Consider the following 25243-nt stretch of genomic DNA (forward strand, 5'->3'; position numbering starts at 1 on the left):
GGGGGTTTCGTTCGGACCCGGGCTGATCCAAACGAAGCCTCTGGTCCTCGTGGGCGCCGACCGGCGACACGCCCAGGCCGACGATCGGATCGTCCGAGGGGGCGCTCAGGGGACCGCCGTCCGGGGTGCACCCCGTGGGGGAAGGTTCCGCACCCCCGCTGACCGGGTGCGATCCGGAGGCCGTGCCCTCGCGGCGCCGGGGCGAGGTGGGGTGGCCCCGCTCGCCCGGCGCCGTGATCCGACCGTTATGCAGCCTCAAATACGGTTAATGGTCGCGAGTGCGTGTCGTCCCGTAAGTCCCCTTTTGCGTCGATAGTTTGCGTGATCGACAGAGCTGAAAGCGGGCAGGTCCGGTATGGCTGTCGATCCGTTGATCGAGCTGCACGACGTGAACAAGTACCTCGGGGAGCCACATGTCCTGCAAGACGTCAGCCTCACGGTCGGCACGGGGGAGGTGGTGGTGATCACCGGCCCGTCGGGACCGGGCGGATCCACCCTGCACAGAACGATCAACCGTCTGGAGACCATCGCATCAGGGACGATCGAGCTCGACGGCCGGCCGCTCCCCGACGAGAGCGAGGCCTCGGCCCGGCTCCGCGCCGAGGCCGGCATGGTCTTTCGGCGTCGTGTTCACGCTCGACGGCCGCACCGTCGAGGACCGCACCCCCGAGGAGTTCTTCACCGACCCGCGCAGTGACCGCGCCAAGGACTTCTTTTCCGAGATGCTCAAGCACTGAACGGGGAGTGCCGCACATGTCCGCACCACACGTGTGCGCCCATGAGGTCCGGCCGCTGCCGGCCGACAGGGCGCTCGTCCGCACCGGGAAGCCGCTCGCGCGGAACGTCGACTACGATGTGCCGTTCGTCCTCGTGCCGGTGGCGCCCCCGCCGTCGCGCACCGGGACGTACATGCCGCACCACTGGTTCGCCCTCGGGGCGGCCCGGCGGGAGCGGCACGGTCCCAAGACCGAGGCCGTGCACGGGGCACCGGCCGAACCAGGGACGCTGCTGCCGGGTGGGGGTCCCCCCACGGCCCCGAGACCGTAGGGGGAGCAGCAGCTCACAGGGCCAGGCCCGGCCGGCGGCAGCCGGAGATCACTGCTCGCGCAGGGGCACCGTCACATACGACGGGTCGTACGCCGGCGAGGAGAAGGTCAGCTGCGCGCCGGACGGGTTGTGCTCGATGTAGAGCGGGTCGACCGTGTCGACGACCAGGGCGAGGCGATGCCCTGCCGGAACGTCGTAGGCCGTGGAGTACAACTCCAGGTCCACGCCGAACGGCTTGCCGGGCGTCTGCCCGTGGAAGGTGTACGGCGCGTTGCTGACCAGCTTGCCGAGGCCGAGCGGGCCCACGTCGTACAGGTACGCGACGAGGGTGCCGCTCTCCTTGGTCGCGGTGACCGTGGTGTGCAACCTGGCGGTGCCACGCACCTGTTGCGCGCTCGCGTACCTCTCCGACTGCCAGACCGCCGCCCACCACCGCGGCAGCAGCGGGATCGAGGCCGTCGGGGGCAACTGGGCGAGCTGGTCCAGGATGCTGGACAGGAACACGATCCCGCCGTCGGCGCCCGAGTCCACGTTCGCGTGGATGGTGGTCGTGCCCGGCAGCGCGAGCTTCTTCGACACCTTCCCGACCGACTTCCAGTCCGGGTAGCCCTCGTAGCCGCCCGTGGAGCGCGACTTGAGCTGGACCGGCTGCTCACGGTCGATGCCGTTGTCCGTGCCCTTGAGATAGTGGTCGAACCAGCGTCCGGTGTCCGTCCACACGTCGTTGGGGAGTCCGAACAGTCCGGTCGCCTCGGCCGTGGCGTGGTCGCCGGGCCGGAACTCCAGCCGCTTGGGACCGGTCAACTCCTCGTAGAACTTGGCGTACTGATTGGGCGGGAAGATCGTGTCGCCCCATGCGTTGGCGAGCATGATCGCCGCGCCGTTGGCGTTGAGCCGGTCGACGTAGGTCTGCGGGGAGCGCTTCTTGCCCCAGGCGATGAGGCTCTGTTCCTTGGAGAGGTCGGAGGAGAAGAAGTCCTTGAAGGTCTGCTGGAGTTCGGCGCTCGGCCGGCCCGTGAGCGCGCCGGCGCCGTCCAGCAGCGCGGCGGCCTGCGCGTGCTGGGTGCGGCCCGAGTAGATCGAGTCGATGAGGTCGGCCCAGCCGCTGAGGGCGGCCACCGCCTTGATCCGCTCGTCGTGCGCCGCGGCCAGCAGGCTGATGCCCGCGCCGTAGGACACGCCCGCCATGCCGACCTTCCGCGCGTCGGACGGGGTGTTCGCGAGCGCCCAGTCGATCACCTTGGAGGCGTCCGCGACGTCGGGCGGACCCGCGACTTCTATCTCGCCGCCCGACTGCCAGAAGCCGCGGACGTTGTAACTGACCACCACGTAGCCGGAGTTCGCGAGCTTCTGGGCCTGGACGAGGTACTCGGCCTGGGGCAGGCCCCAGCTCGTCGGCAGCACGATGAGCGGATAGCTGCGGGTGCCGTCGGCGCCCGCGGGGGTGACGACGTTGGCCTTGAGGACCGTACCCCCGTCTCCGGAGATGTCGACGAAGCGGATACCGGGCGTGCCGGCGGCGGCCGAGGCGGCGGGGGCCAGGCCGAGACCGGCGGCGAGCAGCGTCGCCGAGACGGCGCCGGCGGCGGACGTGCGCAGGGCGTTGCGACCGTGTCCCACGGGTCACTCCTCACTCGTGTCAGCGCAAAGTGACCCGACGGTAACCTCGCCCTCTTACTGGAGGTAACCCGCCGGTAAGTTACGTGGGAGTAACGATTGTTGAACTGTGCATTCAGTGAGTGCCGAGGGGGTCGAAGTGTGCACTCCAGGTGCTGGACGCCGGGCACGAAATGTGCCGCCGGGGAGCCCGGCGGCACGTGCGGGAACGCCCCTCGGGCTACGTGGCGGCCCGGTGCGAGTTCCGCGGCGGGGCGGGCGTGGGCAGCGGGCTCTGGGCGGCCCGGGTGACGTCCGCGACGACCTCGACGACATCGGGGCCGTACGCCTGGGAGTTGACGACCTTCAGCAGCAGGACGAAGGAGCCGTTGTTGTGCTTGCGCGCGAGGCGCTCGTGATTGCGGGCGAGATAACGGGTCGCCGCCTGATTGGTGATCGCCCGCTGGCCGCAGAAGAGGAAGACCGGTCTCGTCGCACGGTCCTGACCCGCGACCAGCCTGGCGAGGATCACGTACTCGCTCTTGCCCGACTCCAGGCGGTAGCGCTCGCTGCCGATCTGGAAGGCCCCGCGGTCCGGACCCGGCTCGGGGTCGACGTTGACGCGGATGCCCGGGAGCAGCGAATGCAGATGCGCGGCCATCCGGCGGTTGGACGACGGTCCGCCCACGCAGAACTCGGTGCGCTCGCCGAAGCCCTGCTGCGCCGTGTCGTGCGCGATGACCTGGGCATGCGCACCGCAGTCCTTGATCAGCGCGGACAGTTCGAGCAGCGCGAACACGTCGTGGCGCATTACCGTGAGTTCAGGCCCGCCCGCCTCACGGTTGACCACGAGGAGCGACTCGGAGTTGTCCGGCAGTCCGAAGAACGCCTGCTTGCGGCGCAGCTTGCGCTTCCACAGGTAGGTACGGGTGAGCCAGCCGAGCGCGGCACTGAGGCCGGCGGCGACCACGCCGAGGACGATGTTGCGGACGTCGTCATTCATGGGCGCGCATGCTAGCGGGAATGCGGAACGGTGTTCGAGGGGGTCCTGACGGGGACGGTGCGCTGAAGTTACGCTGCGCGGACGGCTGATGACTGGAGGTACGGATGAGTCGCTCTGTTGCGCGGAATCTGGCGGTCCTGGCGGTTTCGGCCGCGGTGGTCTCGGTCGGTGCGGCGGCGCCGCCCTCCGCCGGGGTGAAGGGCGCACCCGTCACGCCGGACAAGGTGCCCGTCGCGGTCGGGTACGGCGGCGCGGTGGCGAGCGTCGACGCGGACGCCTCCGCGGCAGGCATCGAGGTACTGAAGAAGGGCGGCAACGCCGTGGACGCGGCGGTCGCCACCGCGGCGGCCCTCGGTGTCACCGAGCCCTACTCGTCCGGAATCGGCGGAGGCGGCTACTTCGTCTACTACGACGCCAAGTCCCGCACGGTGCACACGATCGACGGCCGCGAGACGGCACCGTCGACCGCCGACTCGAACCTCTTCGTGGAGAACGGCAGACCCCTCGCCTTCGCGGACGCAGTCACCAGCGGGCTGAGCGTGGGCACACCGGGCACGCCCGCCACCTGGCAGACCGCGCTGGACAGCTGGGGCAGCAAACGGCTGACGAGCGTGCTCGCTCCGGCCGAGCGCATCGCCCGCGACGGCTTCACGGTCGACGCGACCTTCCGTTCGCAGACCGAGTCCAACCAGGCCCGCTTCAAGAACTTCCCGGACACCGCCCGGCTGTTCCTCCCCGGCGGCTCCCTCCCCGTCGTCGGCTCCACCTTCAAGAACCCCGATCTGGCGCGTACTTACGAAGAGCTGGGCAGCAAGGGCGTCGACGCCGTCTACGGCGGCAAGCTCGGCCGGGAGATCGTCGACACCGTGAACAAGCCGCCGGTCGACCCGGCGTCCGGCTACAACGCGCGCCCCGGAAAGCTCGCCCTCAAGGACCTGGAGGCCTACGAGGCGAAGCGGCAGGCCCCGACGAAGGTCTCCTACCGCGGTCTGAAGGTCTACTCGATCGCCCCGTCCTCCTCGGGGGGCACCACGGTCGGGGAGGCGCTCAACATCCTGGAGCGGTCCGACCTCTCGAAGGCCAGTGACGTGCAGTACCTGCACCGCTACATAGAGGCGAGCCGCATCGCCTTCGCCGACCGCGGCCGCTGGGTGGGCGACCCCGCCTTCGAGGACGTGCCCACCCGCGGACTGCTGTCGCAGAAGTACGCGGACTCGCGCGCGTGCCTGATCAAGGACGACGCCGTACTGACCAGCCCGCTGGCACCCGGTGACCCGGACCACCCGGCGGCCTGCTCCGCCGCCTGGAAGGCCGCCCCGACGACGTACGAGGGGGAGAACACCACGCACCTGACGGTCGCCGACAAGTGGGGCAACGTCGTCTCGTACACGCTGACCATCGAGCAGACGGGCGGCAGCGGCATCACGGTCCCGCACCGCGGCTTCATCCTCAACAACGAGCTGACGGACTTCTCCTTCACGCCGGCGAACCCGGCGGTGCACGACCCCAACCTGCCGGGCCCCGGCAAGCGTCCGCGCTCGTCGATCTCGCCGACCATCGTCCTGGACAAGCACGACCGGCCCGTTGTGGCGCTCGGTTCGCCCGGCGGCGCGACCATCATCACGACCGTCCTGCAGACCCTGACCGAGTTCGTGGACCGCGGGATGCCGCTGGTGGACGCGATCGCCGCGCCGCGGGCCAGCCAACGCAACGCGGCTCAGACGGAACTCGAACCGGGCCTGTACGACAGCGCGACCAGCGCCCAGCTGGCCGCCATCGGGCATTCCTTCAAGCTGAACCCCGAGATCGGCGCGGCGACGGGCGTCCAGCGCCTGCCGAACGGCCAGTGGCTGGCCGCGGCGGAGAAGGTGCGCCGCGGCGGAGGCTCGGCCATGGTGGTGCGCCCGGCTTCGTAGCCCACGGGCGCGGTACGGCGACGGGGTCGGCGGGACCGGCCCCGCGTCGTCCGCGCCCCGTGCCCGACGGGCCGGTCAGCGGGCCGTCAGGATGCGCGGCCCCGCGTCCGTGATGGCCACCGTGTGCTCGGCGTGGGCCGCTCGGGAGCCGTCGTTCGTGCGCAGGGTCCAGCCGTCGGGAGCCGCGTGGTAGCCGTCGGTGCCGCCGCCGATGAGCATGGGCTCGATGGCGAGGACCATGCCGTGCCGCAGCGGGAGCCCCCGCCCGGGGCGGCCCTCGTTCGGGACCGGCGGGTCCTCGTGCATCCGGCGGCCCACGCCGTGGCCGCCGAACCCGTCCGGGATGCCGTACCCCGCCGCGCGGCAGACCGTGCCGACGGCGTGCGCGATGTCCCCGATGCGGTTGCCGACGACCGCGGCCTCGATACCCGCGGCGAGCGCCCGCTCGGCGGTCTCCACCAGGCGTACGTCGGCGGCCCGCGCCGTGCCGACCACAAAACTGATCGCCGAGTCGCCCACCCAGCCGTTCAGTTCGGCGCCGAAGTCGATGGAGACCAGATCGCCGTCGCGCAGCCGGTAGTGGTCCGGCACGCCGTGCACGATCGCGTCGTTGACCGAGGCGCAGATGACCGCGGGGAACGGCGTGGGGGCGAAAGAGGGGCGGTACCCGAGGAAGGGCGAGCTCGCGCCCGCGTCCCGCAGGACCTGGTGCGCCACCTCGTCCAGCTCCAGGAGCGAGACGCCGACCGCCGCGGCCTCCCGCACCGCCGTCAGCGCACGGCCCACGACCTGGCCCGCCTCGTACATCTCGTCCATCGACGTGTCCGTCTTCAGTTCCACCATGCCAATTACTATACCGGTATTAGAATGGCGGCATGGTGCGTACCCCCTTGACCCCCGAAGAACGCGAACGCGGCGAGCAGCTCGGGCAGTTGCTGCGCGAGGCCCGAGGTGCCCGCAGCATGGCGGCGGTCGCGGCCGTCGCCGGGATCTCCGCCGAGACCCTGCGCAAGATCGAGACCGGGCGCGCGCCCACCCCCGCCTTCTTCACGGTGGCGGCGCTGGCTCAGGCGCTCGGGCTGTCCATGGACGACCTCGTCGCGCGGTGCGCGCCGGCCGTGGCGGCGTGACGCGTCGGCCGCGCGGGGCCGCACACCTCCGTGCGCCCCGTGCGGGAGCCCTCTGCGTCCCGTCCGCAAACTCCCCGTAGCCGTCCCGTAACACGACTCGTGTTGTCTACCGGACCGAAGTGGTCCGTTCGGGCAGGGAGTCGTGTGATGGCCGTAGGACAACTCCCGGTGCAAATGCGGGATTTTGCCGAGTATCTGAACGGGCTGATGGCACGGCTCGACCAGGCCGGCGGCTGGTGCGGGGTCTTCTGGCAGCGAGACCCCGACGGCATGCGGGCCTGCCTGGACGGCTGGGAGGTCCCGCCCTGGGACGTCGTGGCGGCGCTCCTCCAGGACCTCGCCGCCGAGTTCGGCGACCGTGCGGCCGACCAGGAGGGCGAGCGGGCCCGCGCCCTGCACGGCGCCTCGCTCGCCGCGTACGACGCCCGGCCGGGCGGCCGCGACGCCCTCAGCGACCGACTCGACGTCATGCTCCGCGAACAGCGCTACGCGGCGGAACGCCAGGCCGAACTGAACCGGCAGCTCCCCTCGGCCGGCTCCGCGGAGGAGGCCGAGTCGATCCGCCTCGACCTCGCCTGGGCCCACGACGACCATGAACGCGCCTCGGCCCGCTGCGCGGAGCTCCGACGCCGCATGGTCGACCTCGACCGCCGCGCCCTGCGCCCGCAGGGCGCGCTCGCCTTTCCGCCCAGGGCGAGCGGCGACGCGCTGCCGGCACGCGCACCGGACGGCCTGCCCACGACGACGGGTGACGTCCGGTGGGAGGCTGGTGCTGGTGCCGACGCGCGGGGTACGGTGCGCCGCCCGCAGACGACCGCACACAGCGACCCGCACGCAGCCGAATACAGCACCCCGCAGGCAACCCGATACGGCGACCCGCAGGCAGAGACGTGGAGCGACCCGGCCGAGGCCGCACACCACCCGCACGCCCCACTCAGTGCCGGTGCCAGTGCCCCGCACAGCAGCCCGCACGCGTCCGCGGAGCCCCTGGCGAGCCCCCAGGATCCTTCCTGGGCCTCGCGCGGCCCGAGGCCCGCCGAAGAGCCCGCAGAAGCGTCCGGAAGCCCTCGCCCCACGGCCGAGACCATGGCGCCCGTCCCCAAGCAGCGATCGAAACGCCGGCCCCGGGGCAGCGCCCGCTTCGCCGGGATGATGGAGCAGGACGACGCCCCCGAGGCCGTACCCCAGGCCGTGCAGGCGTTGCCCGCCCCGGCCGCACCGAGCGCTCGGCGCACGCCCCGGGGTGCCCGCTTCGCGGGGGCCGCCGAGGAACCCGAACAGCCACGCACGGCCCCGGTGGACGGAGACGCCTTGCGGGCCACCTCCGAGACCGTGGCGGTGCTGACGCGGCTGCGCGGCGAGGGGCGGAGCGGCGAGGCGCACGCCCTGCTCGTCGAGGCCGCGTACTGGCCCGCCGCTCGCTTCCCGCTGCTCGCGGCCGAACTGCACCGCGCGGGCCTCGACGCGGACTGGGCGACGCTGCTGTGGGAGGCGGCCTCCCTGCCCGCCGACCGACTGGTCGCCGCCGCCGACGCGCTCACCGCCGCGGGCCGGAGCGCCGACGGTCGCCAGATGCTGCGCCAGGGCGTCGCGCGGCCGGCACCGGAGATCGGGGCCGCCGTGCTCGGCCTGGCGGAGGACGGCCGCGACCGCGAGATCCGCGCGCTGCTCGGCGCGTACGTCCGCGTACGCACCCCGGAGGAGGCGGCCCGCAGCGCGGAAGCGGACCCGCAGCGGCTGGTCCCGCTGCTCCTGGAGGCCGCGCGGGAGGTGTCGGACGAGCGTCACTGGGACCTGGTCCACGCCCTCAGAGTGGCGGGCCACACGGCCTGACCCGCGTGAGAGGGGCGCGCCTGCGGGTAGCGCGGCCCCGCCCGCGGTAGGGGGCGCCCCCCGGGTTCCTTCGCCCCCTCCGCTACCCGTCCCAAGCCCCCAGGGGCTCCGCCCCCGGACCCCCGATCGGCCTGAACGGCCTCGTCCTCAATCGCCGGACGGGCTGCAAGGTGCCCCCGGCTCCAGAGGTTGGCGGGAACCCGCGATGGACGCACCCGCAGTCGCTGTCTCACCGAAGGGGCCGTGCCGGTGCATCACATGCCCGTTGCGGACGGCAACACGACCCCACCGCACTGACCCACCGGACCACACAAGGGCTGCGACGGGCGGATCACCGGCACGGCCCCGACCCACCCACCGGCGGGCGCCCGACCGCCACCGCTGCCCCCGAGCGGGTGTTTCCGACGGGGCACCCGTGCCGTCACTCACCCGCTGGGGTAAGAAACGTGATCGACTCAGCGGGTTAACGACGATGGTCTTGGCAAGGCTCTCCCCGGGGCTTACTTTCGAGCCTCTACAGCCTTTGTCTACGGGCGTAGAGGCTCTCTGACGTCCCGTCGAAGGAGCAGCTCATGGCCAACGTCGTACGTGCCGCCCTGGTCCAGGCCACCTGGACCGGCGACACCGCATCCATGGTCGCCAAGCACGAGGAACACGCCCGCGAAGCGGCCCGCCAGGGCGCCAAGGTCATCGGATTCCAGGAAGTCTTCAACGCCCCGTACTTCTGCCAGGTCCAGGAGCCCGAGCACTACCGCTGGGCGGAGCCCGTGCCGGACGGCCCGACCGTCACCCGCATGAAGGAGCTCGCCCGCGAGACCGGCATGGTCGTCGTGGTGCCCGTGTTCGAGGTCGAGCAGTCCGGCTTCTACTTCAACACCGCGGCCGTGATCGACGCCGACGGCACCTACCTCGGCAAGTACCGCAAGCACCACATCCCCCAGGTGAAGGGCTTCTGGGAGAAGTACTACTTCAAACCGGGGAACCTGGGCTGGCCCGTCTTCGACACCGCGGTGGGCAGGATCGGCGTCTACATCTGCTACGACCGGCACTTCCCGGAGGGCTGGCGGCAACTCGGCCTGAACGGCGCCCAGCTCGTGTACAACCCCTCCGCCACCTCGCGCGGTCTCTCCGCCTACCTCTGGCAGCTGGAACAGCCCGCGGCGGCCGTCGCCAACGAGTACTTCATCGCGGCGATCAACCGCGTCGGGCAGGAGGAGTACGGGGACAACGACTTCTACGGGACGTCGTACTTCGTCGACCCGCGCGGACAGTTCGTGGGGGACCCCGCGAGCGACAAGACCGAGGAACTGGTCGTCCGCGACCTCGACTTCGACCTGATCGAGGAAGTACGTCAGCAATGGGCGTTCTACCGGGACCGCCGTCCCGACGCGTACGAAGGGCTGGTGCAGCCGTGACGGACCTGTACGCGCGGTACAAGGCGGTGTTGCCGGACTGGCTCGCCCTCTACTACGAGGACCCGATCGAGATCACCCACGGCGAGGGCCGGCACGTCTGGGACGCCCAGGGCAACAAGTACCTGGACTTCTTCGGCGGCATCCTCACCACGATGACCGCGCACGCCCTGCCCGAGGTCACCAAGGCCGTCAGCGAACAGGCCGGCCGGATCATCCACACCTCGACCCTGTACCTCAACCGGCCGATGGTCGAACTCGCCGAGCGGATCGCCCAGCTGTCCGGCATCCCCGACGCCCGGGTCTTCTTCACCACCTCCGGCACGGAGGCCAACGACACCGCCCTGCTGCTCGCCACCGCCCACCGGCAGAGCAACCAGATCCTGGCGATGCGCAACAGCTACCACGGCCGCTCCTTCAGCGCCGTCGGCATCACCGGCAACAAGAGCTGGTCACCGACCTCGCTCTCGCCCCTCCAGACGCTCTACGTCCACGGCGGCGTGCGCACCCGCGGCCCCTACGCGGGGCTCGGGGACGCCGAGTTCATCGCGGCGTGCGTCGACGACCTGGAGGACCTGCTCGGCCATGTCCGCCCGCCCGCGGCCCTGATCGCCGAACCCATCCAGGGCGTCGGCGGCTTCACCACGCCCCCGGACGGCCTGTACGCGGCCTTCCGCGAAGTCCTCGACCGGCACGGCGTGCTGTGGATCTCGGACGAGGTGCAGACCGGATGGGGCCGCACCGGCGACCACTTCTGGGGCTGGCAGGCGCACGCGGACGCGGGCCCCCCGGACATGCTCACCTTCGCCAAGGGCATCGGAAACGGCATGTCCATCGGCGGGGTCGTCGCCCGGGCCGAGATCATGAACAGCCTCGACTCCAACTCCATCTCCACCTTCGGCGGCTCGCCGGTCACGATGGCGGCGGGGCTCGCGAACCTCGGCTACCTCCTCGAACACGACCTCCAGGGCAACGCCCGGCGCGTCGGCGGTCTGCTCATCGAGCGGCTCCGCGCGATCGCCGCGCAGCTCGACGGCGTACGCGAGGTCCGCGGCCGCGGGCTGATGATCGGCGTCGAACTGGTCAGGCCGGGCAGCGACGAGGCGAACCCGGAAGCGGCCGCGGCCGTCCTCGAAGCGGCCCGCGAGGAGGGCCTGCTGATCGGCAAGGGCGGCGGCCACAACACCAGCGTGCTGCGCATCGCTCCGCCGCTGTCCCTCACCGTCGCGGAGGCGGAGGAGGGCGCGGCGATCCTGGAGCGCGCCCTGCGGCGCGCCCAGTAGCAGCACGGCGAAGGAGAGCCGAGCACGGCCGGCCTCCCCGGCACGGGCGACGGCGCCCCGGAGCGAACCGAGCCAAGGACATAAGGGGAACGTCGCCATGACCACCGCCTTGGAACCCGCCCTGTCGGTACGCCAGGTCCTCACCCTGGACCGGGTGCTCGCCGGAGAGCCCGAGGTGGTGGCCGGGGCGGGCCACCTCGACCGGCCGGTGCGCTGGGTGCACGTCGCCGAGGCGGCCGACGTGGGCGTCATGCTCAGCGGCGGCGAAATGGTGCTCACCACCGGCGTGTTGCTCGCCGGCGACCCCGACGCGCAGGCCGAGTACATCCGTTCCCTGCACCGCGCGGAGGCCGCGGCCGTCGTCCTCGGGCTCGGCCGGGCCTTCCCCGCACCGCCCGACGTGATGCGCCGGGCCGCCGAGCGGTGCGGGCTGCCCATGGTGGTGCTGCACCGGCCGTTCCCCTTCGCCGAGTTGACGGAGGAGGTGCAGTCCCGGCTGGTGCGCAGCAAGTTCGCGGCCGTCAGCCTCTCCGAGGCCGTGCGCACGGCGCTCACCGGGCTCGTCACCGCGGGCGCCCCCCTGCAACGGATGCTCGACGAGATCGCCGGGCACGCCGCCTGCCCCGTCGTCGTCACCAATCTCGCGCACCGGGTGCTCGCCACGGCGGGCGAGCGGTCCGCGGTGGACGACGTGCTGCGGGACTGGGAGCGCATCGCGCGGCAGGCGGGCGGCAGCGAGGGCGACGGGTGGATCCGCGCCGAGCTGGGCGGGCGCGGAGAGCGCTGGGGCCGCATCGTGCTGTGCGGGTACCGCGGCGACGACGCGACCGGGAGGCTGCTCGCCGACCGCGCCGCCGAGGCGCTGGTCCTGCACCGGATGCTCGGCGGCTCCGTGCACACCTGGGAGGAGGAGTCGGCGCAGGGCCTGCTGACCGATCTGGTGAGCGGTGTCGTACCGGTCCGGCAACTGCTGCCCAGGGCGCGGGCGGCCGGACTGCCCGTCAACCGGCGGACGTTCGTCCCGCTGGTCGTGCCGGACGGCGACCCGGCACAACTCGACCGCGTCCTCAGGCTGGTGGGCCTTCCCGGGCTCGTCGCCGAACTCGCGGACGGGGCCACGGCCGTCCTGCTCAGCCTCGCCCGCGACCAGGACGCGGAGGCGCTGGCCGCGCACTTCGCTGCCCGGCTGCGCCACGAGACCGGCACCCGTACGACCGTGGCCGCCGCCTCCCCGCGCATCGCCTGGGACGACGTACCGGGCGGCCTGCGCGAGGCCCTGCACGTCGCCGAGGCCGCCGCCGACGCGCCCGCCGACGAGGACCGGCCGGTGCTGGTGCGCCTGCGGGACGTGCATCTGCGCGGCCTGGTCCGGCTGTTGCGCGACGATCCGCACGTCCAGTCCTTCGCCGAGCGGGAGCTCGACGGGCTGCTGTACGGGGCCGACGTGGAGCAGGAGCTGCTGCCGGTGCTGCGGACGTACCTCGCGACCGGCCGCAACAAGTCGCGCACCGCTCAGCTCCACCACGTCAGCAGGCCCGCCCTGTACCGCCGGCTGGAGGCCATACAGACGCGTCTGGGCGTCGACCTGGACGACTTCGAACAGGCCGCGTCCGTACACATCGCACTGCTCGCGCACGACGCGCAACAGCACCGGGAGCACGCCCCGCGCCACCGGTGGGAGCACGACGGGCAACGACACGGAAACACCGGACGACTCAGGTGAAACATGGGACCACGCAAGGGTGACACGGTGGAACGGCCGGGCGTCTCAGACGTGACACGGTGCAACTCAAAGGCGCCGTCCGGGCTTCCTAGGCTCCTCGCACACCGAGCGACCGGAGGTCCCGATGAGCAGAGTGATCCGCGCCGCCGTCTTCCAGACCGCATGGACCGGCGACAAGGAATCGATGATCCAGGTCCACGAGCAGGCGGCCCGCGACGCGGCCGCGCAGGGCGCCCAGGTCCTGTGCTTCCAGGAGCTGTTCTACGGGCCGTACTTCTGCCAGGTCCAGGACAAGGCGTTCTACGCGTACGCCGAGCAGATCCCCGAGGGCCCCATCGTGCGCCGCTTCCAGGCGCTGGCGAAGGAGCTGGGCCTCGTCCTCGTCCTGCCGATGTACGAGGAGGAGCAGCCCGGCGTCCTGTACAACACCGCGGCCGTGATCGACGCCGACGGCTCGTACCTCGGCAAGTACCGCAAGACCCACATCCCCCAGGTCCCGGGATTCTGGGAGAAGTTCTACTTCCGGCCCGGCAACTCCGGCTGGCCCGTGTTCGACACGGCGGTCGGCAGGATCGGGGTCTACATCTGCTACGACCGGCACTTCCCCGAGGGCTGGCGCGCGCTGGGCCTCGCCGGTGCCGAGATCGTCTTCAACCCGTCGGCCACCTCCCGCGGCCTGTCCGGCTATCTGTGGCAGCTGGAGCAGCCGGCGGCGGCCGCCGCCAACGAATACTTCATCGGCGCGATCAACCGGGTCGGCGTCGAGGAGTACGGCGACAACGACTTCTACGGGACCTCGTACTTCGTGGACCCGGAAGCCCAGTTCGTCGGCGAGGTGGCGGGCGACAAGGAGACGGAGCTCGTCGTCCGCGACCTGGACCTCGCCAAGCTCCGAGAGGTCCGCGACCGCTGGCAGTTCTACCGCGACCGCGCCCCGGGCACGTACGGGCCGCTGACCGCCCCGTAGCCACGCCGCGTCCCGCGGGCCCGGCGCACGGGGGGCCGGGCCCGCGGACCCGCGCGCGGACCGGCCCGTCCCACCGGCTTTCCCCCGAGGAAACAGCGTTGACCCCAGCCCTTGACAGCTTCGGTATTCCCTCAGTGCACGCACGACCGGAAGGAGAGGGAGCATGAGCCGTACCGTCATCCGTGGTGGACTCGTCATCACCGCGTCCGACGAGATCCACGCCGACGTCCTGATCGAGGACGGCCGGATCGCCGCCCTCGCCGCGACAGGCACTCCCGCGGCCGAGGCGTGGACGGCCGAACGGACCATCGACGCCACCGGAAAGTACGTCATCCCGGGCGGCGTCGACGCCCACACCCACATGGAACTGCCCTTCGGCGGGACCTTCGCCTCCGACACCTTCGAGACCGGCACCCGGGCCGCGGCCTGGGGCGGCACCACGACCATCATCGACTTCGCGGTCCAGAGCGTCGGCCGCTCGCTGCGCGAGGGCCTCGACACCTGGAACGCCAAGGCCGACGGCAACTGCGCCATCGACTACGGCTTCCACATGATCGTCTCCGACGTGAACCAGGAGACGCTCAAGGAGATGGACCTGCTGGTGGAGGAGGGCGTCACCTCCTTCAAGCAGTTCATGGCCTACCCCGGCGTCTTCTACAGCGACGACGGCCAGATCCTGCGCGCCATGCAGCGCTCCGCCGAGAACGGCGGACTGATCATGATGCACGCAGAGAACGGCATCGCGATCGACGTACTCGTCGAACAGGCGCTGGCGCGCGGCGAGACCGACCCGCGCTTCCACGGAGAGGTCCGCAAGGCGCTCCTGGAGGCGGAGGCCACCCACCGCGCCATCAAACTGGCCCAGGTCGCGGGCGCCCCGCTGTACGTCGTGCACGTCTCGGCGCAGGAGGCCGTCGCGGAGCTGACACGGGCGCGTGACGAGGGCCTGAACGTCTTCGGCGAGACCTGCCCGCAGTACCTGTTCCTGTCGACGGACAACCTGGCCGAGCCCGACTTCGAGGGCTCGAAGTACGTGTGCAGCACGCCTCTTCGCCCCAAGGAGCACCAGGCGGCCCTGTGGCGGGGGCTGCGCACCAACGACCTCCAGGTCGTCTCGACGGACCACTGCCCCTTCTGCTTCGTGGGCCAGAAGGAGCTCGGCCGGGGCGACTTCTCGAAGATCCCCAACGGCCTGCCGGGCGTCGAGAATCGCATGGACCTGCTCCACCAGGCCGTCGTCGACGGGCACATCTCACGCCGCCGGTGGATCGAGATCGCCTGCGCCACCCCGGCGCGCATGTTCGGCCTGTACCCGAAGAAGGGCACGATCGCGCCCGGCGCGGACGCCGACGTCGTCATCTACGACCCGCACGCCGAACAGATCATGTCGGTCGAGACGCACCACATGAACGTCGACTACTCGGCGTACGAGGGCAAGCGCGTCACCGGACGGGTCGAGTCCGTGCTCTCGCGCGGCGAACCGGTCATCACCGAGCGGGAGTTCACGGGACGCGCGGGGCACGGCGTCTACACCCCCCGCTCCACCTGTCAGTACCTTCTCTGAGCGACCAGGAGTGGCGCCATGGACTTCGGACTCGTCCTGCAGACCGACCCCCCTGCCTCCCGCGTCATCGAGCTGATGAAGCGGGCCGAGGACAACGGCTTCACCTACGGATGGACCTTCGACTCCGCCGTGCTGTGGCAGGAACCCTTCGTGATCTACAGTCAGATCCTCGCGCACACCGAGCGGCTGACGGTCGGACCGATGGTCACCAACCCCGGAACGCGCACCTGGGAGGTCACCGCCTCCACCTTCGCGACGCTCAACGACATGTACGGCAACCGCACGGTGTGCGGCATCGGGCGCGGCGACTCGGCGATGCGCGTCGCCGGACGCAAGCCCAACACCCTCGCCCGGATAAGCGAGGCGATGAAGGTGATCCGCGCACTCGCGCGCGGCGACGAGGCCGACCTCGGCGGCACCGTCGTCAGGTTCCCCTGGGTCCGGCCCGGCGCCGAACTCCCCGTCTGGATGGCCGCGTACGGCCCGAAGGCCCTCAAGATGACCGGCGAGGAGGCCGACGGCTTCATCCTCCAGCTCGCGGACCTCTACCTCACCGAGTACATGGTCAAGGCGGTGAAGGACGCGGCGGCCGCGGCCGGCCGCGACCCGTCCGAGGTGAAGATCTGCGTGGCGGCGCCCGCGTACGTCACCGAGGACGACTCGCCCGAGGCGCTCGCCCACGCACGGGAACAGTGCCGCTGGTTCGGCGGCATGGTCGGCAACCACGTCGCCGACCTCGTCGCCAAGTACGGCGAGCACTCCGGCGCCGTACCCGACGAACTCACCGACTACATCAAGGCCCGCGAGGGCTACGACTACTCCCACCACGGGCGCGCCGACAACCCCGACACCGCGTTCGTGCCCGACGAGATCGTCGACCGGTTCTGCCTGATCGGCACACCCGGGCGGCACATCGAGAAGCTGAACGCGCTCCGTGCGCTGGGCGTCGACCAGTTCGCCGTCTACGACATGCACGACGCGCAGGAGGCCACCATCGACGCGTACGGCGACGAGGTCATCCCCGCCGTCAACGGCTAGCGGCGTCCCGACCCCGTAGGGGCTCCCCGCCCCCGTACATCCCCTGTGAACTCCCCCTTCCCGCCGTCCCGGGAAGGGGGTCAGGGCGCTCCGAGCAGGTTCGTCACGGGACACCGCCACTGGTGTCCCAAGGAGTGCACCCCCCCAACGGCGCCACCCGCACGGCCTCTCCCGTCCCACCTCCTTCGATTGGCCTGCCCATGACCGACATCGCTCCCACGGCCATACCGCCGACCTCCCAAGTCACCCTCGCCGACGGCCGGGTGGAGATCGCTCCTGGTTCGCCGCAGCCCAGCGGCCCGTACGCCAACGAGGACCTGCTGCCGGTCCCCACCGAGAAGCGCACCTGGACCACCTACAACTTCTCGGCGCTGTGGGTCGGCATGGCCCACAACACCGCCACCTGGACCCTGGCCTCCGGCCTGATCGCCGTCGGCATGGACTGGAAGCAGGCCGTCCTCACCATCGCCCTCGCCAATCTGATCGTGCTGGTCCCGATGCTCCTCACCGGGCACGCCGGACCCAAGTACGGCATCCCCTTCCCGGTCTTCGCGCGCGCCTCCTTCGGTATTCGCGGCGCCAACCTCCCCGCCGTGGTGCGGGCGTTGGTGGCCTGCGGCTGGTTCGGCATCCAGACCTGGATCGGCGGCGAGGCCATCTACTTCCTCGCCGGGAAGCTCTTCGGCGACGGCTGGGCGAACGCCTCGCAGATCGGCGGCCATGCCTGGACGATGTGGCTGTCCTTCGCGATCTTCTGGGCGCTCCAGGTCGCGATCATCTACCGGGGCATGGAGACGATCCGCCGCTTCGAGAACTGGGCCGCGCCCTTCGTGCTCGTCGGCGCGGGTGTGATGCTGTGGTGGATGAGCAGCAAGGCCGGCGGCCTCGGTCCGCTGTTCGACCAGCCCTCCGCGCTCGGCTGGGGCGGGGACTTCTGGAAGCTGTTCTGGCCCTCCCTCATGGGCATGATCGGCTTCTGGTCCACGCTGTCCCTGAACATCCCGGACTTCACCCGGTACGGCAGGAGCCAGAAGGCGCAGACGTGGGGCCAGGCTCTCGGCCTGCCGACCACGATGACCCTCTTCGCCTTCCTCTCCGTGCTGGTGACCTCCGGCTCGCAGGCGGTCTACGGCAAGCCGGTCTGGGACCCGGTCCAGCTCGCCGCCAAGACCGACAACGTGGTGGGCCTGCTGTACGCGCTGGTGACCGTGCTGGTGGCGACCCTGTCCGTGAACATCGCGGCCAACCTGGTCTCACCGGCCTTCGACTTCTCCAACGTCGCGCCGCGGAAGGTCAGTTTCCGTGCGGGGGCGCTCGTCACCTGCGTGCTCGGCGTGCTCATCTTCCCGTGGAAGCTGTACGCGGACCCGCAGGGCTACATCTTCACCTGGCTCGGCCTCGTCGGCGGCCTGCTCGGCACGGTCGCCGGCATCCTCATCGCCGACTACTGGATCCTGCGCCGTACCCGGCTCGACCTGGTGGACCTGTATCGCACGGGCGGCCGTTACTGGTACGACGGCGGCTGGAACTGGCGGGCCGTCGTCGCCTTCGTCACCGGCGGCGTCCTGGCCGTCGGCGGCGCCGACTTCCATCCGCTGGTCGACGGACGGCCGATCCCCGCGCTGGAACCCCTGGCCGACTACGGCTGGGCGGTCGGCCTCGGCACCTCGTTGGTGCTGTACCTGTTGCTGACGCTGCTGCGCCGCAGGCAGGAGACCGCCGCCTGACGCGCGCTTCGGAGGACGGTCAGCCCTTCTGACCGTCCTCCAGCGCGGCCACCGCCGCCTTGGCCGCCTTGATGGCGCCCTTGTTGATCTCGTCGGTGCCGGGCGCCTTCTTCGTCTCGAAGTCGCTGCCGTTGTAGGTGATGATCACCACCGCGTTCGACGCGCGGGCGATCACCACCCCCTCACGGGTCTGCTGCTTGTCCTCGGTGGTGAGGTTCACGACGGAGTACGCCGAGTCACCGAGCCCGGGAACCGCCCCTCCGCCGCTCTTGTCCGCGATGCGCCCCTCGTACGATTTCTGTGCCGCTTGGTCCGACTCCTTGATCTCGTACGAGACGTCGAGCCAGCGGTAGTCGAACCCCTTCAGGGCGTTCCAGGAGCAGGTGCGGCGCACCGACTTGTCCGTCGACGGGATCTCCTGGCCTGCCGTCTTGGCGCCCGGGACCAGGGACTTGAGCGTGGCCGTCGGCACGCTTCCGCAGGGCGCGGGCGACGCCGTGAACGTCTTGGTGGCCGCCGATGTCGACGGAGCGGATGCCGTACTGGTCTTCTTTTGGGGCGATTTATGCTCCGCGGTGGGGGTCGCGGCGAACGGGCCGGACGTCAGGGCCCAGCCCGCCGAGGCGAGCACGGCCACCGGCAGCAGACGCGCGGTGAGGGCGAGCGGCAGAGGAAGAGAACGCACGGCTCACTTCTCGTGGGGGACGGTGCGGAGCGGGTCCGCACTGCGGACGGGACGCCAGTGTCACACGAGTCCATGTGGGGCGGTAGTGCCAACTCGCTCCGTGCCTGTGCGGTGACTGCGGGGACACCACGCCCGTGCGGTGACAGCGGGACACCGGCTCACGGTCCGTCAGACGCTCCGTCGCGCGCTCCGCCGTGCGGTCACGAGCCACACCGCCGCCCGGAGCCGGACGCCGCGGGCCGTCTCGTACGGGCGCAGGGTGTCCTCCAGCGCGGCGCGGGTGTCGGGCGCGATCGGCCGACCCGGCGTGCGGGACAGCAGGAAGCGCACCGCGTCCGGGGCGTCGCGTCCCCACACCGTCTCCGTGTCGACCGGCGTCACCGCCACGTCCTCGTACACGCTCAGCGCCTCGCGGATCCGTGCCGGGTCGGAGAGCGAGGCCATCGCGGTCATCGCGGCGTGAGCGGACGGCCGGGTCTCAGAGGTACGCCGGTCCTCCGGGGCCGGAGCGGCGTCCGTCCCGGTGCGGGCACCGGCTTCCGAGGCCGGGTCCGTCCCGTCGTGCGCACCGGAGCGCGGTCCGGCGGCCCGTGCGGCTCCTTCCAGGAGGCGCGCGAAGAGGCCGAGGGCCCGCGACTCCTCCACGTCCGGACCCGCCGGCCGCGGGCAGACGAACGCCAGTCGCCCGCCGGGCCGCAACGCCCGTGCCAGATTCCGGAACGCGGCCGCCTGATCCGCGAAGAACATCACACCGCCCCGGCTGATCAGCACGTCGTACCCGGCGGGCGGGAAGGGGTGGACCTGCGCGTCGGCGAGCTCGTACGCCGCGTTCGGGACGCCCTCGGCCGCGGTGATCTCCCGAGCCCTGGCGATCAGCGGCGCCGAGATGTCCACCCCGACCGCGTGCCCGGTCGCGGCGAGCCGTGCCGCGATCCGCGTGGTCGCCCCGGCGCCGCAGCCCACGTCCAGGACGCGGTCGCCCGGTGCGATGTCCGCGCCCGCGAACAGCGCCTCGTTCACGCCGGAGACCATCGTGTCGTACCGCTCCTGATGGGCGGCCCAGTGCGCTCCGACGGGGCCGTTCCAGGCCTCCGCCTGCACGGAGTTGGCGATCGCGGTCACGACGCCTCCCGGACCCGGCGCACGGGCAGGGCGCTCTCGATGCGGTCGACGGCGGCGAACGCGCCGTACGCCACGAGATGCACCAGACAATGGTCGGAATGCTCCGGTCCGCGCCACGCCGTCACGTCCTCGTCCGTGATCCGGTACGGAGCGAGGGCCGCCAGCAGCGCGAGACGTGCCCCGGGGCGGGACCGGCCCGGCAGGGCGTCCCACGCGAGCGGCGGGTGCGTGCCGTCCCACCGCCCGACCACGTCCCGTACGAGCAGCCGGTCGGCCTCGTCGAGAAGTCCCGCGCCCTGCAGGGCGGCGTCGCGCAGGGCGGCGTAGGCGGGACCGACGGAGGTGCCGAGCGCCCAGCCGGGACCGGGGTCCGTGGTGTCGAGCAGCGACGTCCCCGCGCCCGGGGCCGGGCGGCGGCGCACCGTCCGCGCGAACGAGCGCCCCGCCAGACTCCGCACCGCCCGGAACCGCTGGATGTTGCCCGGCAGCAGGTTCTCCGTCAGCAGCGCCGACACGATCCGGTTGATGAAGTGGAAGGAGAGCACGGTGCCGATGAACGCGGGGGCGTGCGCGGCAGGAAAGGGGTACGGCCTCAGCTCCCGCGCGCCGGGGGTCCGGGTCGCCCGGCCCCAGGCCAGTACACGCGCGTGCTCCGCGTCGGCAGGCGTGTCGCCGCGGGCCACGGACTCCGCGAGCGCGTGGTCGCCGGTGGCGTGCAGCAGCATCGTGTGCGCGTCCACACAGAACGGGCAGCGGTTCGCCTGGGACACCCCGAGTGCCGCGAGCTCCTTGTCCGCCCGCGCGCCGGCGCCCGCGACGAGCGACTCGCGCATCAACGCCCAGGAGGCGGCCATGAGTTCGGGTGCGGAGGAGAGGACCACGAAGGTCGGCGGACGCGCGATGCCGAAGTCGTCGGAGAGCTGGGCGTAGACCTCGGCGGTCCGTCCCGTCGCCGCGTCGGGCGGCGGTGGGGTGGTGTACCGGAAGGGGCTGGAGAGCGGCATGTCATGCCTCCTGGTTCGGGCGGGAGCGGCACCTTCGGCGGCGCCGGATGCCGTGTGCTGTGCCGTGAGAACCCTGGCCCGGCCGGGGCCCCGGGGGCGTCGTACACCCGGAGGCGATGCGGGCTGCTCCACCGGGCCCGGGAAAGGCGCGGTCTACTCCGCCGGGAGTACTCCGGGCGCCCTCCACAGGTCTGACGCGGGTGTCGTCCCCGCCGCATAAAGTGCCGAACATGCAGCTCGACCGGGCCACCCGCAGGCGCCTGGCCGACACGGCCCTCGCGGTCGTCGTCGGCGCGCTCGTGCTGACCGCGGCCGCCTTCGACGCCGACACGACCCCCGTCGACCTCGCCCTCGTCGCCCTGGGCTCACTGGCCCTCGCCGCCTACCGCAGCACCCCGCGCGCCGTGCTGGCGATCACCACGGTCACCACCACCGCGTACGTCGTGCACGCCCATCCCGGCTCGCTGTCCGCGCTCCCGGTGCTGAGCGCCGTCCACACGGCGGCACGAGCCGGTCGCCGCGGAGTGGCCGCGCTGGCGAGCGTCGCGTTCCTCGCGGGCTTCGCGACCGCGGGCCCCACGACCCAGGAGCTCGTGGAGCGGACGACGCTGCTCACCGGCTGGTTCCTCTGCGCCCTGGTCACCGGCCTCGCCGACCGGAACTGGCAGGCGTACCTGCGGCAGACGGAGCAGCGCGCCCTGGAGGCCGAACGCACCCGCGAGGAGGCGGCCCTGCGGCGCGCCGGCGAGGAACGGCTGCGCATCGCACGGGAGTTGCACGACTCGCTCACGCACAGCATCTCGATCGTCAAGCTCCAGGCCGGGGTGGCCGTGCACCTCGCCCGCAAACGCGGCGACGAGATACCGCCCGCGCTGCTCGCCATCCAGGAGGCGAGCGGCGAGGCGATGCGTGAACTGCGCTCCACCCTGGAGGTGTTGCGCACCGACGAGCCGACCGGAACGCCGGCTGTGCTCGTGGAGCGGGCGCGCGCCGCGGGCCTCGCCGTCGACCTCCGGGTGACCGGCGAGGAACGGCCCCTGACGGCGACCGTGGACCGCGCCGCGTACCGCATCGTGCAGGAGGCCCTCACCAACGCCGCCCGGCACGCGGGACCCGCCAAGGTCCTGGTCGAACTCGGTTACGCGCAGCAGGAGTTGACGATTCGCGTCGACGACGACGGCACCGCGCGGACCTCCTGCGCACCCGTCCCCGGCATCGGACTGACCGGAATGCGCGAGCGCGTCCAGGCCCTGGGCGGCACCCTGCACGCCGCCCCGCGCACCGAGGGCGGCTTCTCGGTCCGGGCCGCCCTTCCACTGTGCCCGCCCGGGGACGCCCCGTGATCAGGGTGGCGCTCGTCGACGACCAGGCCCTCATGCGCGCCGGCTTCCGCGCCCTGCTGGAGGCGGAGGACGGCATCGAGGTGGTGGGCGAGGCCGCCGACGGCGAGCAGGGGCTCGCGCTCGTCCGCGCGCAGATCCCCGACATCGCCCTCGTCGACGTGCAGATGCCCGTGATGACGGGCATCGAGGCGACCCGCCGTATCGCGGCCGACCCCGCGCTCTCCGGCGTACGCGTCGTCATCCTCACCAACTACGGCCTGGACGAGTACGTCTTCGAGGCGCTGCGGGCCGGAGCCAGCGGTTTTCTGCTCAAGGACACCGAACCGGCCGATCTGCTCCAGGCCATCGAGGTCGTCGCGCTCGGCGAGGCGCTGCTGTCCCCGTCCGTGACCCGGACGCTGATCGGGGAGTTCGTGGCCCGTCCCCCCGACCGGGCCACGGCGCCGGGACTCGAATGCCTCACCCGTCGTGAACGCGAGGTCACCGCGCTCGCCGCGCGCGGCCTGACCAACGAGGAGATCGCCGCGCACATGGTGATCAGTCCGCTGACGGCCAAGACCCACATCAGCCGCGCGATGACGAAGCTGGGAGCCCGCGACCGCGCCCAACTGGTCGTCTTCGCCTACGAGTCGGGCCTCGTCACGGCGCGTGGGCACGCGGAGTGAGGACGTCCGTCGAGGCCGCCTCGTGCGATCATCGGTCCGTGATCGCGACACACCGGAAGCGAATCCGTCCCGCCGCTCTCGCCTGTCTGCTGGCGCTCACCCTGAGCGGCTGCGGGCTCTCCGCGGAGCTGGACCGCGAGCGCAACCCCGCACGGGAACCCACCCCCGCGGCCACACGGACCCGCGCCACCCAGCCGTCCGCCCCCGCGGTCTCCGAGACGTCACCCGCCGTCCCCGGAGGGCCGGAGGCGTCACCTGCCGTCCCGGTCCAGCAGGACCGCGGCTGCCCGCCGTCCGGCCTGCGCGTCGGCACCGGCCCCGTCGACGCGGCCATGGGGTTGCGCGCCATGACCATCACGCTCACCAACTGCGGCAAGAAGGCGTACGAGTTGAAGGGGTACCCGTCCGTCCGGGTCCTCGACGCGCAGGGCGCCCCGATCCCCGGCGTGCGGACCGTGGAGGGCACCGACCAGGTGGCCATGGCACCCGAGGACCCCGGCCCCGAGGCACTCACGCTCGGTCCCGGCGAGAGCGCGCGGGCGGGCCTGTACTGGCGGATGGCCGCGGAGGACGGCACCTACCTGCGGGTCGCCCCGGCCGCGGGACGGAGCACCACGACCGTACGCCTGCCGGACCCCCTCGACATCGGCCCGGAGAACACCCTGGGCACGACGGCCTGGGCACCGGCCCCCTAGGGGGCTTCGTTTGGATCAGCCCGGGTCCGCGACGCCCGGCACGGCACCTCGCCGCGTTGTCGGACCACCCGAGTACGCCCAGTACGCAGGTGACCCTCCGCCTTGCGATGCACCGCACCGGACGCCGCGGACGATCCGACCTGATCCAAACGAAACCCCCTGGCGGGAGGAGCCGCGCGGCATCAGTCACGGCACTCGCGCGGTCCATCCCGGGGCGGGAGCCGCGCGCGGCACCGCTCACGGCACCCGCGCGGTCCATTCCGGGGCGCCGAACTTCGAGCGGGCCAGCTCCTGCGCCCGCGCCAGCTCCTTCGGCGTCACCTTGCCGTCCACCAGCCCGTACCGCCCGCGGAAGGAGTCGATCATCCGCTCGATGACCGCCTCGCGCGCCAGTCCCGTCTGACGCCGCAGCGGGTCGACCCGCTTCTTCGCGCTCTTCGTCCCCTTGTCGGAGAGCTTCTCCCGCCCGATGCGCAGCACTTCGAGCATCTTGTCGGCGTCGATGTCGTACGACATGGTCACGTGGTGCAGCACGGCGCCCGGACCGCCGCCGGGCCCGACCACCCGCTTCTGCGCGGCGCCCGCGATCTTCCCCTGATCCGTCGCGATGTCGTTCAACGGCTGGTACCAGGCCTTGATCCCCATGTCACCGAGCGCGCCCAGCACCCAGTCGTCGAGATACGCGTAGCTGTCCTGGAACGACAGGCCCTGGACCAGGGCCTCCGGCACCGAGAGCGAGTACGTGATGGTGTTGCCCGGCTCCACGAACATCGCGCCGCCGCCGGAGATGCGGCGGACCACCTCGATGCCGTGCCGGGCGGCGCCCTCCGGGTCGACCTCGTTGCGCAGGGACTGGAAACTGCCGATGATCACGGACGGGGCGCCCCACTCCCACACCCGCAGCGTCGGCGCACGCCGGCCCGCGGCCACCTCCATGGTCAGCACCTCGTCCAGTGCCATGTGCAGGGCCGGGGACTGCGGCCCCTCGTGGATCAACTGCCAGTCGTAGTCCGTCCAGTCGGTGGCGTGCGCCAGCGCCCGGCGCACCGCGATCCCGATGCCCTCCGACGTCAGGCCGTACATGACCGTGCCCTCGGGCAGTGCGGCGTCGATACGGGCGGCGAGACCCGCCGCGTCGGTGTCGGCCGGCGCACCCTCCAGCGCGTGATTGACGGCGTCCAGCGCCTCGTCCGGTTCGAGGAAGAAGTCGCCCGCCACGCGCGCGTGGCGCAGCACCGCGCCCTCGACGTCCAGATCCACCACGACGAGCTTGCCGCCGGGGACCTTGTACTCACCGTGCACCGATCCGCCTCCGTTCAGTTCCACGAGGAGCAACGACGGCCGGCGGCGAATGATTCCGATCATTCCGGGCTCTTCCGGACCGGCGGGTCCGGTCCGTCGGACGTCCCGGAAGGCGCCCGTCCGTTCCGGCCGGGCCGGCCTGCCGTCCGGGCCGCGGCAAGTGCCATAGTCGGGGGCGAGGTTGATCG

21 protein-coding genes and 1 pseudogene are annotated in these 25243 nt (G+C 71.8%); 15 read left to right on the plus strand and 7 right to left on the minus strand.

Annotated elements, in window-relative coordinates:
- Positions 1-355 precede the first annotated feature (355 nt).
- Together BKI49_RS30675 and BKI49_RS30680 are read left to right on the plus strand one after the other, a co-directional pair.
- Positions 356-622 (plus strand): annotated as a pseudogene (locus tag BKI49_RS30675) (ATP-binding cassette domain-containing protein); the annotation flags it as partial.
- Positions 623-753: 131 nt separating this feature from the next.
- Positions 754-1047 (plus strand): hypothetical protein, encoded by a 294-nt coding sequence (locus BKI49_RS30680; RefSeq protein ID WP_095937538.1) that lies wholly within the window; start codon positions 754-756, stop codon positions 1045-1047.
- Positions 1048-1095: 48 nt separating this feature from the next.
- Here the strand turns inward: BKI49_RS30680 and BKI49_RS30685 are convergent, their stop codons facing one another.
- Entirely contained in the window at positions 1096-2667 is a 1572-nt protein-coding gene (locus tag BKI49_RS30685) for a CocE/NonD family hydrolase (RefSeq protein WP_095937539.1), read from the minus strand.
- Between the two features lie 217 nt (positions 2668-2884).
- The gene (locus BKI49_RS30690) at positions 2885-3646 is read right to left on the minus strand and encodes a hypothetical protein (RefSeq protein WP_095937540.1); all 762 of its coding nucleotides are present in this window, start codon (positions 3644-3646) and stop codon (positions 2885-2887) included.
- A gap of 104 nt (positions 3647-3750) precedes the next feature.
- Between BKI49_RS30690 and ggt the strand changes: the two genes are divergently transcribed.
- Positions 3751-5562, plus strand: a complete 1812-nt coding sequence (gene ggt, locus BKI49_RS30695; protein ID WP_095937541.1) for a gamma-glutamyltransferase — start codon at positions 3751-3753, stop codon at positions 5560-5562.
- 75 nt (positions 5563-5637) lie between these two features.
- Here the strand turns inward: ggt and map are convergent, their stop codons facing one another.
- The gene (gene map, locus BKI49_RS30700) at positions 5638-6405 is read right to left on the minus strand and encodes a type I methionyl aminopeptidase (RefSeq protein ID WP_095937542.1); all 768 of its coding nucleotides are present in this window, start codon (positions 6403-6405) and stop codon (positions 5638-5640) included.
- A 32-nt stretch (positions 6406-6437) separates the two neighbouring features.
- Between map and BKI49_RS30705 the strand changes: the two genes are divergently transcribed.
- The 9 genes from BKI49_RS30705 to BKI49_RS30745 all read left to right on the plus strand — a co-directional run bounded on the left by BKI49_RS30705 (position 6438) and on the right by BKI49_RS30745 (position 18239).
- Positions 6438-6692, plus strand: coding sequence for a helix-turn-helix domain-containing protein (locus BKI49_RS30705; protein WP_095937543.1), 255 nt, complete (start codon positions 6438-6440; stop codon positions 6690-6692).
- A 147-nt stretch (positions 6693-6839) separates the two neighbouring features.
- Positions 6840-8525, plus strand: a complete 1686-nt coding sequence (locus BKI49_RS30710; protein ID WP_095937544.1) for a hypothetical protein — start codon at positions 6840-6842, stop codon at positions 8523-8525.
- A gap of 572 nt (positions 8526-9097) precedes the next feature.
- Positions 9098-9940 (plus strand): nitrilase-related carbon-nitrogen hydrolase, encoded by an 843-nt coding sequence (locus tag BKI49_RS30715; RefSeq protein ID WP_095937545.1) that lies wholly within the window; start codon positions 9098-9100, stop codon positions 9938-9940.
- Complete coding sequence (locus tag BKI49_RS30720) at positions 9937-11220, plus strand: aspartate aminotransferase family protein (protein WP_095937546.1); 1284 nt, start codon at positions 9937-9939, stop codon at positions 11218-11220. Before BKI49_RS30715 ends, BKI49_RS30720 begins: the two co-directional genes overlap by 4 nt.
- Positions 11221-11317: 97 nt before the next feature.
- Positions 11318-12943 carry a PucR family transcriptional regulator gene (locus tag BKI49_RS30725; RefSeq protein ID WP_257005023.1) on the plus strand — a complete coding sequence of 542 codons (1626 nt, stop codon included), beginning with the start codon at positions 11318-11320 and terminating at the stop codon, positions 12941-12943.
- A 124-nt stretch (positions 12944-13067) separates the two neighbouring features.
- Positions 13068-13910 (plus strand): nitrilase-related carbon-nitrogen hydrolase, encoded by an 843-nt coding sequence (locus tag BKI49_RS30730; protein ID WP_095937547.1) that lies wholly within the window; start codon positions 13068-13070, stop codon positions 13908-13910.
- 163 nt (positions 13911-14073) lie between these two features.
- Entirely contained in the window at positions 14074-15474 is a 1401-nt protein-coding gene (gene hydA, locus BKI49_RS30735; RefSeq protein WP_095937548.1) for a dihydropyrimidinase, read from the plus strand.
- An 18-nt stretch (positions 15475-15492) separates the two neighbouring features.
- Positions 15493-16512, plus strand: a complete 1020-nt coding sequence (locus BKI49_RS30740) for a TIGR03842 family LLM class F420-dependent oxidoreductase (protein WP_095937549.1) — start codon at positions 15493-15495, stop codon at positions 16510-16512.
- Between the two features lie 200 nt (positions 16513-16712).
- Positions 16713-18239: an NCS1 family nucleobase:cation symporter-1 gene (locus BKI49_RS30745; protein WP_095937550.1), complete on the plus strand. Its 1527-nt coding sequence runs from the start codon at positions 16713-16715 to the stop codon at positions 18237-18239.
- Positions 18240-18258: 19 nt separating this feature from the next.
- On the opposite strand, the gene BKI49_RS30750 is transcribed toward BKI49_RS30745, so the two are convergent.
- The 3 genes from BKI49_RS30750 to BKI49_RS30760 all read right to left on the minus strand — a co-directional run bounded on the left by BKI49_RS30750 (position 18259) and on the right by BKI49_RS30760 (position 21050).
- Complete coding sequence (locus BKI49_RS30750) at positions 18259-18924, minus strand: hypothetical protein (protein ID WP_095937551.1); 666 nt, start codon at positions 18922-18924, stop codon at positions 18259-18261.
- Positions 18925-19092: 168 nt separating this feature from the next.
- The gene (locus BKI49_RS30755; protein WP_257005024.1) at positions 19093-20046 is read right to left on the minus strand and encodes a class I SAM-dependent methyltransferase; all 954 of its coding nucleotides are present in this window, start codon (positions 20044-20046) and stop codon (positions 19093-19095) included.
- Positions 20043-21050, minus strand: a complete 1008-nt coding sequence (locus BKI49_RS30760) for a carboxymuconolactone decarboxylase family protein (RefSeq protein WP_095937552.1) — start codon at positions 21048-21050, stop codon at positions 20043-20045. Before BKI49_RS30760 ends, BKI49_RS30755 begins: the two co-directional genes overlap by 4 nt.
- A gap of 230 nt (positions 21051-21280) precedes the next feature.
- Here BKI49_RS30760 and BKI49_RS30765 point away from each other — a divergent pair, with 230 nt between their 5' ends.
- Genes BKI49_RS30765 through BKI49_RS30775 form a run of 3 tightly spaced genes read left to right on the plus strand, consistent with a single transcriptional unit; the run spans position 21281 to position 23753 of the window.
- On the plus strand, positions 21281-22393 hold the full coding sequence (locus BKI49_RS30765; RefSeq protein WP_179332639.1) for a sensor histidine kinase: 1113 nt from the start codon (positions 21281-21283) through the stop codon (positions 22391-22393).
- Positions 22390-23058 (plus strand): response regulator, encoded by a 669-nt coding sequence (locus tag BKI49_RS30770; RefSeq protein WP_095937641.1) that lies wholly within the window; start codon positions 22390-22392, stop codon positions 23056-23058. The genes BKI49_RS30765 and BKI49_RS30770 overlap by 4 nt, the downstream gene beginning before the upstream one ends.
- 38 nt (positions 23059-23096) lie before the next feature.
- On the plus strand, positions 23097-23753 hold the full coding sequence (locus BKI49_RS30775; RefSeq protein WP_257005025.1) for a DUF4232 domain-containing protein: 657 nt from the start codon (positions 23097-23099) through the stop codon (positions 23751-23753).
- 237 nt (positions 23754-23990) lie between these two features.
- Here the strand turns inward: BKI49_RS30775 and BKI49_RS30780 are convergent, their stop codons facing one another.
- Positions 23991-25055, minus strand: coding sequence for a lipoate-protein ligase LplAB (locus tag BKI49_RS30780; protein ID WP_095937643.1), 1065 nt, complete (start codon positions 25053-25055; stop codon positions 23991-23993).
- Positions 25056-25243: the final 188 nt, after the last annotated feature.

This window comes from Streptomyces sp. Tue6028 (genome assembly GCF_002300165.1).
Classification (GTDB): Bacteria; Actinomycetota; Actinomycetes; order Streptomycetales; family Streptomycetaceae; genus Streptomyces; species Streptomyces siamensis.